At 69.5% G+C, this 14,314-nt stretch carries 16 protein-coding genes; 6 read left to right on the forward strand and 10 right to left on the reverse strand.

Annotated features, from left to right (window positions below):
- Positions 1 to 32 precede the first annotated feature (32 nt).
- On the forward strand, positions 33 to 722 hold the full coding sequence (trmB, locus tag ACGGCP_RS06445) for a tRNA (guanosine(46)-N7)-methyltransferase TrmB (protein ID WP_392961905.1): 690 nt from the start codon (positions 33 to 35) through the stop codon (positions 720 to 722).
- A gap of 91 nt (positions 723 to 813) precedes the next feature.
- Here trmB and ACGGCP_RS06450 read toward each other — a convergent pair whose 3' ends face one another.
- From ACGGCP_RS06450 to ACGGCP_RS06495, 10 genes are all read right to left on the reverse strand, one after another.
- Positions 814 to 1,236, reverse strand: a complete 423-nt coding sequence (locus tag ACGGCP_RS06450; protein WP_392961908.1) for a PIN domain nuclease — start codon at positions 1,234 to 1,236, stop codon at positions 814 to 816.
- Positions 1,233 to 1,448 (reverse strand): type II toxin-antitoxin system VapB family antitoxin, encoded by a 216-nt coding sequence (locus tag ACGGCP_RS06455; RefSeq protein WP_392961911.1) that lies wholly within the window; start codon positions 1,446 to 1,448, stop codon positions 1,233 to 1,235. Before ACGGCP_RS06455 ends, ACGGCP_RS06450 begins: the two co-directional genes overlap by 4 nt.
- A gap of 96 nt (positions 1,449 to 1,544) precedes the next feature.
- Complete coding sequence (locus ACGGCP_RS06460; protein ID WP_392961914.1) at positions 1,545 to 2,786, reverse strand: deoxyguanosinetriphosphate triphosphohydrolase; 1,242 nt, start codon at positions 2,784 to 2,786, stop codon at positions 1,545 to 1,547.
- A gap of 83 nt (positions 2,787 to 2,869) precedes the next feature.
- Positions 2,870 to 4,654 (reverse strand): resistance to Congo red protein, encoded by a 1,785-nt coding sequence (locus ACGGCP_RS06465; protein ID WP_392961917.1) that lies wholly within the window; start codon positions 4,652 to 4,654, stop codon positions 2,870 to 2,872.
- A 139-nt stretch (positions 4,655 to 4,793) separates the two neighbouring features.
- A complete protein-coding gene (locus tag ACGGCP_RS06470; RefSeq protein WP_392961920.1) occupies positions 4,794 to 5,552 on the reverse strand; it encodes an MBL fold metallo-hydrolase in 759 nt (252 codons plus the stop codon).
- A gap of 6 nt (positions 5,553 to 5,558) precedes the next feature.
- Positions 5,559 to 6,362, reverse strand: coding sequence for a glutamate racemase (gene murI, locus ACGGCP_RS06475; protein WP_392961923.1), 804 nt, complete (start codon positions 6,360 to 6,362; stop codon positions 5,559 to 5,561).
- Positions 6,363 to 6,616: 254 nt separating this feature from the next.
- Positions 6,617 to 7,090, reverse strand: a complete 474-nt coding sequence (locus ACGGCP_RS06480) for a hypothetical protein (protein WP_392961926.1) — start codon at positions 7,088 to 7,090, stop codon at positions 6,617 to 6,619.
- A gap of 188 nt (positions 7,091 to 7,278) precedes the next feature.
- Complete coding sequence (locus ACGGCP_RS06485) at positions 7,279 to 8,229, reverse strand: PLP-dependent cysteine synthase family protein (protein WP_392961929.1); 951 nt, start codon at positions 8,227 to 8,229, stop codon at positions 7,279 to 7,281.
- Positions 8,230 to 8,248: 19 nt separating this feature from the next.
- Positions 8,249 to 8,527, reverse strand: a complete 279-nt coding sequence (locus tag ACGGCP_RS06490) for a MoaD/ThiS family protein (protein ID WP_205327806.1) — start codon at positions 8,525 to 8,527, stop codon at positions 8,249 to 8,251.
- Between the two features lie 105 nt (positions 8,528 to 8,632).
- The gene (locus ACGGCP_RS06495) at positions 8,633 to 9,115 is read right to left on the reverse strand and encodes a Mov34/MPN/PAD-1 family protein (protein ID WP_392961932.1); all 483 of its coding nucleotides are present in this window, start codon (positions 9,113 to 9,115) and stop codon (positions 8,633 to 8,635) included.
- A 157-nt stretch (positions 9,116 to 9,272) separates the two neighbouring features.
- Here ACGGCP_RS06495 and ACGGCP_RS06500 point away from each other — a divergent pair, with 157 nt between their 5' ends.
- The 5 genes from ACGGCP_RS06500 to ACGGCP_RS06520 all read left to right on the forward strand — a co-directional run bounded on the left by ACGGCP_RS06500 (position 9,273) and on the right by ACGGCP_RS06520 (position 14,220).
- Positions 9,273 to 10,568: a nicotinate phosphoribosyltransferase gene (locus tag ACGGCP_RS06500; RefSeq protein ID WP_392961934.1), complete on the forward strand. Its 1,296-nt coding sequence runs from the start codon at positions 9,273 to 9,275 to the stop codon at positions 10,566 to 10,568.
- 105 nt (positions 10,569 to 10,673) lie between these two features.
- Positions 10,674 to 11,447 carry a sporulation protein gene (locus ACGGCP_RS06505; protein WP_392961937.1) on the forward strand — a complete coding sequence of 258 codons (774 nt, stop codon included), beginning with the start codon at positions 10,674 to 10,676 and terminating at the stop codon, positions 11,445 to 11,447.
- A gap of 163 nt (positions 11,448 to 11,610) precedes the next feature.
- Complete coding sequence (locus tag ACGGCP_RS06510; protein ID WP_392961940.1) at positions 11,611 to 12,129, forward strand: EXLDI protein; 519 nt, start codon at positions 11,611 to 11,613, stop codon at positions 12,127 to 12,129.
- Positions 12,130 to 12,456: 327 nt separating this feature from the next.
- Positions 12,457 to 13,395 carry an ATP-binding cassette domain-containing protein gene (locus ACGGCP_RS06515; protein WP_392961943.1) on the forward strand — a complete coding sequence of 313 codons (939 nt, stop codon included), beginning with the start codon at positions 12,457 to 12,459 and terminating at the stop codon, positions 13,393 to 13,395.
- A gap of 39 nt (positions 13,396 to 13,434) precedes the next feature.
- Positions 13,435 to 14,220: an ABC transporter permease gene (locus ACGGCP_RS06520; RefSeq protein ID WP_392961946.1), complete on the forward strand. Its 786-nt coding sequence runs from the start codon at positions 13,435 to 13,437 to the stop codon at positions 14,218 to 14,220.
- Positions 14,221 to 14,314: the final 94 nt, after the last annotated feature.

Here is a 14,314-nt window from a genome sequence, read left to right on the forward strand (position 1 = left end):
CACACCGGAGCTGCGGCTAAACTTGCCCGGTTATGCCTGATGAGGAACCGCAGCACCGCCACATCCTGACGTTCAACTTCCGTCAAGGACGCAACAAGCCCCGCCACGACGAGGCCTTCGCGCGCCTGTGGCCGCGCTACGGCCTCGACTGGGAGCCGGACGAGGGCCGCGTCGACTTCGCGAAGCTGTTCGGCCGCACCGCCCCCGTGATCCTCGAGATCGGCTCGGGCAACGGCGAGGCCGCCGCCGCGATGGGCGACGCCGACCGCGACCGGGACCTCCTCGCCGTCGAGGTCTACCCGCAGGGCATCGCCGACCTCATGGACCGCGCCGAAGCTCGCGGCCTCACCAACCTGCGGATCTACCAGGGCGACGCCCTGCCGCTGCTGTGGAACGGCATCGCGCCCGGCTCGCTCGACGAGATCCGCGTGTACTTCCCCGACCCGTGGCCGAAGAAGCGCCACCACAAGCGCCGCATCATCCAGGCCGAGCACGTCAGGACCATGGCCGGGCTCCTGCGCCCCGGCGGCGTCATCCACTGCGCCACCGACATCGCCGACTACGCCGAGCAGATGCTCGAAGTGCTCACGGCCGAACCGGCCTACGAGAACACCGCCGACGGCTTCGCGCCGCGCCCGGACCACCGCCCGGTCACCAAGTTCGAGCGCCGCGGCGTCAAGGCCGACCGCGAGATCTTCGACCTCATCTTCCGCAAGCGCTGAACGGCCCGGGCATACAGGGAACCGCGCAGCACCTTGGTAGCCGAGGGCTGCGCGGTCGATACGTCTTAGGAACCGGGGAAACGCGTCCGCATCAGGCCGAACGCTCGTGACCGAACCATTCGAGCGGCTGCCCGGTCACGGCCGCGACGCACTCGAAGTCGCGGTCGCGGTGCAGCAGGGTGAGATCGTACTGTTCGGCGGTGGCGGCAAGCAGCAGGTCCACCGGACCGGCGCTTCTGTGCTGCCCCTTTCGAGTGAGCGCCTCCTGCACGTCGTTCGCCCGGCGGAACATGCGTTCGTCCATGGGAACCCAGCAGAACAGCGAGGCGAAGTCTCGCGCGTTCTGCTCGCGGTCGTCCCAAGACCGAGCGCTGTAGAAGTACTCCATTTCGATGATCGGGCAGAGTGCGATGAGTCCGGCTTCTGCGACACGGTCCCAGCCGAAGGCGTTTCCGTCATCGTGCATGAGCCTGGCCAGTGCACTCGTGTCGATGAGGTACTTGGCCGGGGTCATCGACGGTAGTTCTTCTTGTCCTCGAAGAGCGAGAGGTCTACCGACCCTGAGGCTGCCGACGAACGCAGCCTCGCCAGCGCCATCGCGCGGCGCCGAGTCTCCAGGATCTCCCGGAGCGCCGTGTTGACGGTCTCCTTCTTGGTCTTGGTGCCGAGGGCCTTGCTAACTTCGGCGACCAGGTCGTCATCGAGATCGATCACAGTGCGGGTCATGACCGCACCTCCTTTGGTATCTACCATGTCGCCAACGTATATACAAAAGTGTACAGCCTGGCGGAGGACACGCCGGGTTGAACAATTTTTCTCGCGCTACGCGGTGAGGCGGCGGTGCCAGGCTGCGGCTGAGGCGTCGGTGAGGGACGCGACCTGGTCGATGACGACGCGCAGGCGCGCGGCGTCGTCGGAGGCGAGCCGCCAGGACTCGGCGAACATCGGTTCGAGGGCGTCGGGGCCCCGGTCGCACAGGACCGCGACGAGCTCCTGCAGGATCTCGCGCTGGCGCGTGTACCAGGTCTCGTCGCTGCGCGGCTGCATGACGTAGCACCAGGCGATGCCCTTGAGCAGCGCGCACTGGACGCGTTCGCGCTCGGGGACGACGAGGTCGGCGTCGTAGCGGTGGAGCCTGCCGTCGCCGAACTGGGCGCGGGTGGCGGTCGCGGCCGCGTTCACGAAGCGGCCCACCATGGTCGAGGTGAAGTTCTTGACGGCCACCATCGCGCCGAACGAGCCGTCGTAGTCGAGGATCCCGGCGAGGACGGGGTCGTGGAGGAGGTCGCGGAGCGCTTCGGCGAGCGCGGCGGGCGACTCGTCGCTGTAGCGGCCGGTGACGGCCTCGCAGACGCGGGCCTGCTCGTCGGGGTCGCGCATGAGCTTGGCGAGGTTGATGTAGCCGCCGTGGAGGCCGTCCTCGACGTCGTGCACCGAGTAGGCGACGTCGTCGGACCAGTCCATGACCTGGGCCTCAAGGCATTTGACGCCTTCGGGGGCGCCGCCGCGCAGCCACGCGAAGACGGGGAGGTCGTCCTCGTAGGCGCCGAACTTGCGCACGCCCGGGCGGGCGGGCCAGGGGTACTTGCAGGTCGCGTCGAGTGAGGCGCGGGTGAGGTTGAGGCCGACGGAGCGGCCGTTCCCGTCGAGGACTTTGGCTTCGAGGCGGGCGAGGACGCGGAGGGTCTGGGCGTTGCCCTCGAAGCCGCCGCAGGGCCCGGCGATCTCGTGGAGGGCGTCCTCGCCGTTGTGGCCGAAGGGCGGGTGGCCGAGGTCGTGGGCGAGCCCGGCGACGTCGACGACGTCGGGGTAGCAGCCGAGCGCGGAGCCCATCTCGCGGGAGATCTGGGCGACCTCCAGGGAGTGGGTGAGGCGCGTGCGCAGGAAGTCGTCGGTGCCCGCGGTGTGGACCTGGGTCTTGTCGGCGAGGCGGCGGAACCCGGCGGAGTGGAGGATGCGGGCGCGGTCGCGCTGGAACGGGGTGCGGACCGAGTCCGGCTCGGCGACCAGCCGCTCCTCGGCGGGCCAGCGCGCCTGGAGGGTGCGGAGAACGGGATCGGTCACGCCATCGAGCGTAGCGCGGCCGATCCCGTCCTATGAGGTGTTGATACCTCGGTTATGCGGTGTTCATCCCTCGGAGGAGAGTGTTAATCCTTCAGGTAGAGGCGCATGACGCCGGTGCCGTCGCCGTCCTCGGCGCCGTGGGCCCACGCGAAGGCCGAGAGCGGTTCGAGGCCTTCGAAGTCGTCGGGGAACTCCTGCCCGGCGCGGTCGAGGTCGACCCAGGCGATGACGGAGCACTCGGCGGGGGTGTTGCCGGAGAAGTCGCGGAAGCGGTCGTCGTCGGCGAGTGTGCCTTCGGCGGTGGCGGACCCGGCGTAGCTGAGCTCGGAGCCGTCGACCTCGACGCCTTCGGGGAGGGGTTCGCCCTCGCTCCAGGTCGTGATGAGGTCTTCGAGCTCCTGGGCGCGGTCGTCGGCGAGGAGGGCGGCGAAGTGGAGGGAGTCGGCGTCGAACTCGTCGCCGGCGTCGAAGTTCCCGCCGCCGCTGAGGGTCGCTCCGGCGAGGAGGCCCGCGAAGTCGCCCACGGCGGACTCCATCTCGCCGAAGTCCGGGCCGTAGGTCTCCTCGATGTACGGGTCGTCCTCGGTTCCGGCGATCCAGTAGCGGTTCTCGAGTTCCGCGTAGCGCTCCTCGTCCTCCGGGGCGAGGGTGCCCTCCCAGTACTGGGCGTCGAGTTCCATGTATTCGGCGTACTCGGCGTCGGTGAGCGGCGCTTCGACCGGTTCGGCAGAGGCGTCGACGCCGTAGAACTCCTCGAAGAAGCCGAGCCAGCCCTGGGTGATCTCGTCGATGTTCTCGGGGACGTAGGCGGCGACGGCGACGTCGGAGGCGGGGAGGGCGCCCATGGTGTCCATGAGGCCTTCGGTGCCGGTCCAGAGGTGGTCGGCGTCGCCGAACATGCGGTAGGTGACCTGGAAGCCCTGGTCGAACGCGGAGAGGCCGTAGATGACGTGGCCTGAGTAGAGGTCCTGGACCGCGTCGCTCTCGGTGCCGGTGGTCATCTCGGCGAGGTCGCCGACGGCCTCCATGTCGATCCAGTGGACGAGGAGCTGGTCCTCGTCGAGCCACTGGCGGGCCTCGCTGTACTGGTCGGACTCGGCGAGGGGCTGGTCGGCCGCTTCGGTCTCGGCGGCGGCGAGGGCGTCGGCCGCGCCTTCCTCGCCGATGACGACGAGGACGTGGTCGTCCTCGACGGTGTAGGCGAACTGCTCCTCTTCGGTGCCGGCGGCGGCGCGGATCTGGGCCATGCCGTCCTCGGCGGCGCCGGAGTCGGTGCTGGCGAGGCTCAGGACGGCGTAGGTCTGGCCGTCGTGCTCCCAGGTGGCGAGGCCGTGGCGGCGTCCGAGCCAGGAGTTGACGTCCTCGTCGGCGTCGACGCCTTCGATGCCGGACTCGTCGATGAAGCCGTCGATGAGCTCGTCGGTGTCGTCGTAGTCCTCGAGGTCATCGAACTTCTGGAGGTGCTCGAGGAGCTTCGGGGTCTGGTCGAACGAGGGGTCGAGGTTGAGCTCGACGTACATGCTGGCGGTGGCCGGGAAGCTCTCGGCCGGGTCCGGGCCGCGGTTCAGGACGAACTTGAACAGGACGACCGCGCCGACGGCGGCGAGGAGCACGACGGAGAGGATCGCGGCGACGGCGACCTTCGGGCCGCGCCCGCGTCCGGAACGGTTGGGCGGCACGGGGACCGGCGTGTACCCGCCGGGCGGAACGTAGGCGCCGGGAGGGCCGTACGCGCCCGGCGGCTGCTGCGGAACACCGGGCTCCACATAGGGCTGGGGCTGGTACGCGCCCGGAGGCGGCCCGTAAGCGCCCTGAGGCGGCTGGTTCGGGTCGCCGGGGTACGGCTGGGGGCTGGCATCGCTCGACATCCTTCGACGCTACGGCTGCTGTGCAACAGCCGTATCCCGGGAACGTGCCAAATGCGACACCGCTTTGCGGACGCGTGAGCGGACGGCGCCGCTGCGGACGCGGCGCCTGTGCGAAAACGGTGACGCTGCGGGGGTGCCGCTAGAACTCGTAGACCTGGCCGGGGCGGACGACCTCGACGGGCCCGGTGTAGGCGGCGCGGGCCTCGGCGAGGGTCTGGTCCCTGGAGTTCCAGGGCTCGACGAGGTGGGTCAGGAGCAGGCGGGCGGCCCCGGACTTCGTGGCGTACTCGCCCGCTTCCTTGCCCGTGAGGTGCACGTCCTTCGGGTTGTCGCGGCCCTCCAGGTAGGAGGCTTCGGCGAGGAGCACGTCGCAATGGGTGCCGAGCGTCTCGAGCGCCTGGCAGGGCCCGGAGTCGGACGTGTACGCCAGGGAGGACCCGGCGTGCTCGACGCGGAGGCCGAACGTCTCGACGGGGTGGGCGACGCGCTCGACACTGACGGAGAGCGGGCCCAGCTCGAACGTGCCGGACTGGAGCTCGCGGAAGTCGTAGACGTCGCGCATCGACCGGTCGCACAGCTCGCCCTGGCCGCCGTAGGCGGCGACGATGCGGTCGGCGACGCCGGTGGGGCCGTAGAGCGGCAGCGGGTGCTTCGGCGCGTTCGAGGCGTAGCGGCGCATGACGGCGTACGCGCAGGCGTCGAAGAAGTGGTCGGCGTGCAGGTGGGTGACGATGACCGCGTCGATCAGGTGCGGGTCGATGTGCTTCTGCAGCTCACCGAGCGAGCCGGTGCCGAAGTCGATGAGCAGCCGGTAGCCGCCCGCTTCGACCAGGTAGGCCGAGCAGGGGGTGTCGGGGGCCGGAAAGGAGCCGGCGCAGCCGATAACCGTCAGTTTCATGGCAGATCACACCTTGTCCAGTACGGCCGCCGCCGCGTTCGGGAACAGGTTCCCCAGGAACCGGCGCGCGGTCCTGGTGAAGGCTTCCGGGTCGCCGGTCGCGAGGAACCGGTGCTCGGCGGGTTCGGTGCGGGCGGCCAGGAGGTCGTGGTCGGTGAGCACGCGGTAGAGTTCGCGCGCGCTCTCGCTCGCGGAGTTCACCAGTGTCACGTCCTCTCCCATCACCAGTCCTATGAGTCCCGACAGCAGCGGATAGTGGGTGCAGCCCAGCACGACAGTGTCGACGTCGGACTGCTGTAGCGGCTCAAGGTACCCCTGGGCGAGGCCCAGGAGCTGTCGGCCGGTTGTCACACCGCGTTCCACGAAATCGACGAACGCCGGGCAGGCGACCCCGATCGCCTTGACGTCCGGGACGGCGTTGAAGGCGTCCAGGTACGCGCCCGACGAGATCGTCGCCGCGGTCCCGATCACGCCGACGCGGCCGTTGCGCGTCGTGGCGACGGCGCGGCGGACGGCGGGCCGGATGACCTCGACGACCGGGATGTCGTAGCGTTCGCGGATGTCGGCCAGCGAGGCCGCCGCGGCGGAGTTGCAGGCGATCACGAGCGCTTTGACCTCCTGTTCGACCAAGTGGTCGCAGACGTCGAGCGAGAACTTGCGGACCTCGGCGATGGGCCGGGGGCCGTAAGGGACGTGGGCGGTGTCGCCGACGTAGACCAGTTGCTCGGCGGGCAGCAGTTCGCTGATCGATCGGGCGACGGTCAGGCCTCCGACACCGGAGTCGAAGATCCCGATGGGCGCGTCGTTCATGGGCTCCGAGCGTACGTCCAAACGGGCCTGGAACGCCCCTGCTCGTCACGGGAATGTCGCCAAAATGACAGGGTGGCGATCACCACAGAATCGGCGTTTCCGTGGTGTTCGTGTCGGACCCGTGGGTCAGAGTCGTGGCAGACGGGATCTCCCCACCCTGGGCGGGAGGTCCGCCCGCGCCGGGCCGCTCCTCCCCCGCGCGCACCGCTTCGCTTGCGCGGCAAGGCCCTCGCGGGGCCTGCCAGCGGAGTCGGCTAGGCGCGCAGCATGACGAACGCGGCGAACAGCGTGATCGTCGAGGCGGCCATGAACATCCACGGCACGCCCTTGAAGCGCAGCGTCGCGAAGGCCATCATCGCCAGGAGCATGCCGATCACGCCGCAGGTGATGAACGCCGGGGTGAACCAGGCGGGGCTGTCGCCGAAGACGCGGAACAGGCCGACGATCGCGGTCGCGACACCGGCGAGCACGAGCACGAGCGCCCACGAGGCGACCCCCGCGAGCCGCCGCAGGCGCACTGCGGGCCTCTCGGGCCGCACCGGGCCGAACTCCTTCGCGGAGGCGATGCCGCCCTGGATCGAGCCGAGCGCGGTCGTCGACGCTTGCGGCGCCGGGCCGCTCGACCAGGCTTCGCCTTCCACGGCCTGCGGCGCCGTGCCCTGCCGCGGCACGTCCTTCGACTTGCGGATCGAGACGGAAGGCAGTTTGAGCTTGCCGGCGGATACCATTCGGCCAGGCTAGCAAGCCACTGAGGACGCCTCAGGATCGCACCGCGGCGGTGCGGCCGAAATCGCCGATACCGGGGACAACCGAACGGGCCCCGAAACATGTCGTACCCAAACGGACCGCGGGCATGGACGACCGAACGGCCGGGCCGCGCCCTCGCGCTACCCGGCCGTCTCGCCGTCTTGTCTCGTTACGCCCAGACCTGGCCGTCGAGGGCGTTCGCCGCCTCGTCCATGCCGTCCGAGTACGCGCCCGTCGACAGGTACTTCCAGCCGCCGTCAGCGACCAGCATCGCGATGTCGGCCGACCGGCCCGCCTTCGCTGCCTCGCGCGCCAGCGCGAGCCCCGCGTGCAGCACCGCGCCCGTCGAGAGGCCCACGAACAGGCCCTCCTCGCTGAGGATCTCGCGGGTGCGCCGCAGCGCGTCCTCGGTGCCCACCGAGAGCCGCCGGTCGAGCACCTTCTCGTCGTACAGCTCCGGCACGAACCCCTCGTCGAGGTTCCGCAGCCCGTACACCAGCTCGCCGTACCGCGGCTCGGCCGCGACGATCTGGACGCCCGGCGCCCGCTCGCGCAGGTACCGGCCGACGCCCATGAGCGTCGCCGTCGTCCCCAGCCCCGCCACGAAGTGCGTGATCTCAGGCAGGTCCCGCAGCAGCTCCGGCCCGGTGCCCTCGTAGTGCGCGGCCGCGTTCGCCGGGTTCGCGTACTGGTTGAGCATCACCAGGTCGGGCCGTTCGGCGCTCATCGCGCGGGCCTTCGCCACGGCCGCGTTCGAACCGCCCGCGGCCGGGGAGAACACGATCTCCGCGCCGAACGCGGTCAGCAGCTGCCGCCGCTCCAGCGACGTGTTCTCGGGCATGACGGCGATGAGCTTGTAGCCCTTGCGCCGCGCCAGCATCGCCACCGCGATGCCGGTGTTCCCCGAGGTCGGCTCCAGGATCGTCGAACCGGGCTGGAGCAGCCCGTCGTCCTCGGCCGCCTCGATCATCTTCGCGGCGACCCGGTCCTTGACCGAGCCGGTCGGGTTCGCGCCCTCGAGCTTCACCCACAGCCGGACGTCCGGCGAGGGCGAGAGCCGCGGGAGTCCGACGAGCGGCGTGTCGCCGAGCGTCGCGGTGATGTCCGTGAAGCGTGCCACGGCCGGTCCCTTCTGCGAACTACATGCCGCCCGCGACGGCGGGGAGGATGGTGACCTGGTCGCCGTCGGCGAGCGCCGCGTCGAGACCGCCGATGAACCGCACGTCCTCGTCGTTGATGTACACGTTCACGAAGCGGTGCAGCGTGCCCTCGTCGGTGACGACGCGGCCCTTGAGGCCGGCGTGCTGCGCGTCGAGGCTGTCGAACAGCTTCGCGAGCGTGTCGCCCTCGCCGGTGACGAGCTTCTGGCCGCCGGTGTGGGTGCGGAGGATGGTGGGGACGCGGACTTCAACGGACATGATGGATTTCCTTCGATTCTCGGAACAGCCCGGCAGGGGCCGTCGATGTGTCTGACGCGCAGCGGGAACTGCATGACGAACGCCGGGCGCGGGCCCGGCGGGAACTCAGGAACAGTCGTAGACCGTCGAGTCGGGGGTGTGCGCGAACTTGTAGCTCTGCACCGCCTCCGGGGCACCGGTGACCTCGATGGGCTCCTCGGTGATCACCTCGTCGGCGATGCGGAACGACCTGACCTCGGCGATGTCCGGGTCCTTGGTAGTCACCAGCACGTAGTGCGCGCCCGGCAGCCCCAGCTGGGAGGCGATCCCCGCGTCGGAGCGCGAAGGGTAGGCCTCGGTGTGGGTGTGCGAGTGGTAGGCCACGACGACTTCCTCGTCGTTGTCCCACATCTGGTCGTAGACCCGCTTCCACTCCTCCGAGTCGAACTCGTAGAAGGTCGTGGAGCGGGCAGCGTTGACCATCGGGATGTGCCTCTTCGGCTCTCCCGTGCCCTCGGGGCCCGCGATGAGGCCGCACGCCTCGTCGGGGTGGTCAGCCCGGGCGTGCGCGACCATCGCCTCGACCAGTTCATGCGCGATCCGCAACACGCAAGCAAGCGTACACGCGGCGCTAGGAGGCCAGAAGCCCTCGCTCAGAGCGTGAGACGAGCCTCGCGACCTGGTGGGGGCGGGAATAAACGGGCGGGTGTGAACACCGCTCGCGCACGCGGCCCGCCGGTGCCGCAGGTGCATTACGCTCACCACTATGTCCGTCACGCTGCCGCGCACGCCCCTGTACACCGACCACTACGAGTACACGATGCTCGAAGCGGCCCTCCGCGACGGCACCGCCGAGCTGCCCTGCGTCTTCGAGGTCTTCGGCCGCCGCCTCCCCACCGGCCGCCGCTACGGCGTCGTCGGCGGGATCGGCCGCCTCTCCGAGGCCATCGAGCGGTTCCGCTTCGAGGACTCGGACCTCGACGACCTCACCTCCCGCGGCGTCGTCAAGGAGTCCACGGCCGCGTGGCTCGCCGACTACCGCTTCAAGGGCGACATCGACGTCTACGCCGAAGGCGAGCTGTACTTCCCCGGCTCCCCCATCGTCACCGTGACCGGGACGTTCGCCGAGTGCGTCCTCCTGGAGACCCTCACCCTCTCGATCCTCAACCACGACAGCGCGATCGCCAGCGCCGCCGCCCGCATGGTGACGGCCGCGCGCGGCCGCCCGATCCTGGAGATGGGCTCGCGGCGCACGCACGAGGCCGCCGCGATCGCCGCGTCGCGGGCCGCGTACCTGGCCGGGTTCGTGGCGACCTCGAACCTGGAGGCGGGCCGGCGCTACGGGGTGCCGACCTCGGGGACGAGCGCGCACGCGTTCACGCTGCTGCACAAGTCCGAGACCGAGGCGTTCCAGGCGCAGATCGACGCGTTCGGCACCGACACGACGCTGCTGGTGGACACGTACGACATCACGCAGGGCATCCGGAACGCGATCGAGGTGGCCGGGCCGCGGCTGCGGGCGATCCGCATCGACTCGGGCGACCTGGACGTGATGGCCACGGGCGCGCGCGAACTGCTCGACGAGCTGGGCGCGCACGACACGAAGATCGTGGTCTCGGGCGACCTCGACGAGTTCTCGATCGCGGCGCTGGCGGCGGCCCCTGTGGACATCTACGGGGCGGGCACGGCGGTCGTGGTCGGCTCGGGCGCGCCGACGGCGCAGCTGGTGTACAAGCTGGTCGAAGTGGAGGGTCGCCCGGTCGCGAAGCGCTCGGAGCACAAGGGCACCAACGGAGGTCGCAAGATCGCGGTGCGGCGGCACAAGCCGACGGGCACGGCGGTCGAGGAGGTCGTGGTGTCGCAAGGGGAGCCGGAGTCGCAGCCGGGCGACAAGCGGCTGCAGGTGCCGCTGTTCCGCGGCGGGGAGCTGGCGGCGCAGCCGTCGCTGGAGGAGTCGCGGGAGCTGCTGCGCCAGCGGCTCATCTCGATCCCTTGGGAGGGGCTGAAACTCTCCCCGGGTGATCCGGCGATTCCGGTGGTCCAGCTGCACGGGGGCGAATAGCGGCGGCGCTTTCGGGATACGATCGAGGCGCCCCTGTCCGCGTTCCCACCCCGCTGTGGCCTTCTTTACGACAGTGCCTTCGTATCCCCGAAAGGAACCGCCCCAATGGTGTTCAGCAAGCTCAAGGCCATTCTCGGTAGTGGCATCCAAGTCGACACGCTCCTGCACGAGAAGCACGTGGTCCCCGGCGGGGTCCTGAAGGGCGAGGTGCGGATCTCCGGCGCCGAAGTGGACGCCGCGGTGGAGAGCGTGGAGATCGAGTTCACGGCCCTGGTCGAGGACGACAGCAAGGGCGAGGACGCGGCCGGCGTCGTGCACGACTACTTCAAGGCGGAGATCTCGGGCAAGTTCGACCTGGCGAAGGGCACCGCGCACCCGATCGCGTTCGAGGTGCAGGTGCCTTGGGAGACGCCGTTCAACAACGTGGAGCAGCGTCCGCTGGTGGGCGGCATGAAGCTCGGCGTGTCGACGCACCTGTCGCTGGACCAGGCGCTGGACAAGGGCGACCTGGACTGGCTGACGGTGGAGGCGCTGCCGGTGCACAAGGCGGTCTGGGAGGCGCTGGAGGCCTTGGGCTTCGCGTTCCAGGAGACCGACCTGGAGCTGGGCACGATCCAGGGCGCGACGGTGCCGTTCTACCAGGAGGTCGAGTTCTGGGCGACCGAGGGCGAGTTCCACGGGCGGATCCGCGAGCTGGAGGTCGTGTTCGTGGCGGGCGAGGCGAACACGGACGTGGTGTTCGCCGCGGACAACTCGGCGGAGCTCCTGGCGCCGGACCTGAACTCGACGATCCGCTTCTCGGTGCCCACCGCGTCGACGGACGTGGTCGAGACGGTGAAGGCGCAGCTGACGCAGCTGGCGGCCCAGAAGGGCGCATAAGCCCAGGTAGCAGCTTTGGAGGGCGGTTCCGCGACGTGTCGCGGGGCCGCCTTTCGCCGTGCCGGTGAAAGAAGTCGGGGACCGGACTTGCGCATGACCTACGTATACGTATAGTCTCTACGTATACCGAGAACGACCCCTGGAAGGAGGTTAAGATGCCGTCATGCCCAACAAGACGATCTACGTCGCCGACAAGGACCTGCCCCTCTACACCCGAGCGCAGGAACTCGCGGGAGGCAACCTCTCCAAGGCGATCTCGACGGCGCTCAAGCGCTACGTCGACGCCGAGGAGGGCCGCCTGGAGGGCTACGAGGAGATCACCGTCCCCGTCGGCCCGGGCTCCGGGCGCAAACGCCAGCGCCAGCGCTTCACCGGCGTGAAGATCGGCGAATGGGTCCGCTCGAACGAGAAGAAGGCGGAGATCTACCGGGTCTACCGCTCCCGCTCGGGCAAGTTCGTGATCCACGTCGAGAAGACGCCCGACTACGTCCACGAGACGAACGAGACCGGCTGGCGCAAGCTCCTCGGCTTCGGCGAGCAGAGCTACGCCATGAACTACGGGGACGCCACGCTCGAGGTCGTCGACACGCTCGACGAGCTCAAGGAGAAGATCCCGGCCGAGCTGTACCAGATGGTCGCCGCCACGGCGGAGGCCCCGCCGGTGCAGGACCTCGACATCTAGCCGGAGCGCCGCCGCTCCGCTCCACCTGACGGCCCCGGGCACGTCCCGGTAGCCGACCGCACCCTCCGCAAGGCGCGCCCACCGGGGCGGAGCCCTGCCCACCGACAGTCCACATTGCACTGTGGATGGCCCTGACTGACGAGGTGAAACCGTGTTCGACCTTGGAATGGTGCTCACGCTCTATCCGCCGCCGCGCCGGCTTTCACCGGACCTGACACCGCGTCAGGTCGATGTCAGCGCCATGTCAGCCGCCCCGGCCAAAGTACTCACATGCCCGGCGAGGGAAACCGAACCGGAAACACCGAAGCCCACTCGAAACGAGGAACGATGAACACCCAGAAGCCCCTGGCCATCCAGGCCCGCAACCTCACCAAGTCCTACGGCGACAACGCCGTCCTGGGCGGCGTCGACATCGAGGTCCCCGAAGGCACCATCTTCTCCCTGCTCGGCCCCAACGGCGCGGGCAAGACCACCACGGTGAACATCCTGACGACCCTCATCCCCGCCAACGGCGGCGAGGCGTTCGTGCAGGGCAACAACGTCGCCCACAACGCCGACGACGTCCGCAAGGCCATCGGCGTCACCGGCCAGTTCGCCGCCGTCGACAACCTGCTCACCGGCCGCGAGAACCTGCTGCTCATGGGCCGCCTGCACCACCTGGGCAAGCGCGAGTCCAAGCGCCGCACCGACGAGCTCCTGGAGCGCTTCGACCTCGTCGAGGCCTCCAAGCGCGCCCCGTCCACCTACTCCGGCGGCATGAAGCGCCGCCTCGACATCGCCATGTGCCTCATGGGCGACCCGAAGGTGATCTTCCTCGACGAGCCGACCACCGGCCTCGACCCGAGCGGCCGCCGCGTCGTCTGGTCGATCGTGCGCGAACTCGTCAAGGCCGGCACCACGATCTTCCTCACCACGCAGTACCTCGAGGAGGCCGACGAACTGGCCGACAAGATCGCGGTCCTCAACGGCGGCAAGATCGTCGCCGAGGGCACGCCCGAGCAGCTCAAGCGGCTCGTCCCCGGCGGCCACGTGAACCTGCGCCTGCACCGGGCCGACCAGCTCGCCCGCATCGCCGAAGTGCTCTCCGCCACCGCGGACCCGGACCAGCTCACGGTCCAGATCCCCTCGGACGGCTCCATCGACTCGCTGCGCAAGATCCTCGACACCATCGACCGCGAAGGCGTCGAAGTCGACGAGCTCACGGTGCACACCCCCGACCTCGACGACGTCTTCCTGTCCCTCACCGGCCACGCCGCCACCGCGTAGCCCCCGAACCGCTTCCAGCCCTTTCCAAGGAGAACTCCGATGAGCACCATCGCCCACACCTTCACCGACACCTCGACCATGCTCCGCCGCCAGCTCAAGCACATGCTCCGCTACCCGTCCCTGACGGTGATGCTCGTCGGCATGCCGGTGGTCTTCCTCCTCCTGTTCGTCTACGTCTTCGGCGGCACCATCGGCGACGGCCTCGGCGGCCCGACCGGCGGACGCGAGGCGTACCTGACCTATCTGACGCCAGGCATGATGCTCATGGCGATCGTCGCCGCGGTGCAGGGCACCGCGATCAGCGTGGCCATGGACATGACCGAAGGCATCATCGACCGGTTCCGCACCATGTCGATCGCCCGGGTCTCGGTCCTCACCGGCCACGTCATCGCCTCGGTCATCCAGTCGTTCCTGTGCATCGCCGTCACCCTCGGCGTCGCCGTCGCGATCGGGTTCCGCCCCGACGCCACCCCGCTCGGCTGGGTCGGCCTCACCGGCACCCTGCTCCTCATCTCCTTCGGCCTGACCTGGCTCACCGTCGGACTCGGCATGGCCGCCAAGAGCGTCGAAGAAGCGTCGAACTCCCCGATGCCGCTCATGCTCCTGCCGTTCCTCGGCTCCGCGTTCGTGCCCACCGAGTCCATGCCCACCGTCGTCCAGTACTTCGCCGAGTACCAGCCCTTCACCCCGTTCATCGAGGTCGTCCGGGCGCTCCTGTTCGGCAAGGCCGTCGACGGGCTCGACCTGGTCCTGACGATCGCCTGGTCCCTCGCCTTCGCGCTGCTGGGCTACGTGATCTCGAAGAAGAAGTTCAACAAGCGCTAGACACCACCACCAGGAAACACACCCCCGGAAGGCGGGCCGCGCGAGCGGCCCGCCTTCCGGCGTTCCGCACCGCCGATGAATCCGGCGCGCGAGA

The sequence above is a fragment of the Glycomyces sp. NPDC048151 genome (assembly GCF_043202775.1).
Classification (GTDB): domain Bacteria; phylum Actinomycetota; class Actinomycetes; order Mycobacteriales; family Micromonosporaceae; genus Glycomyces.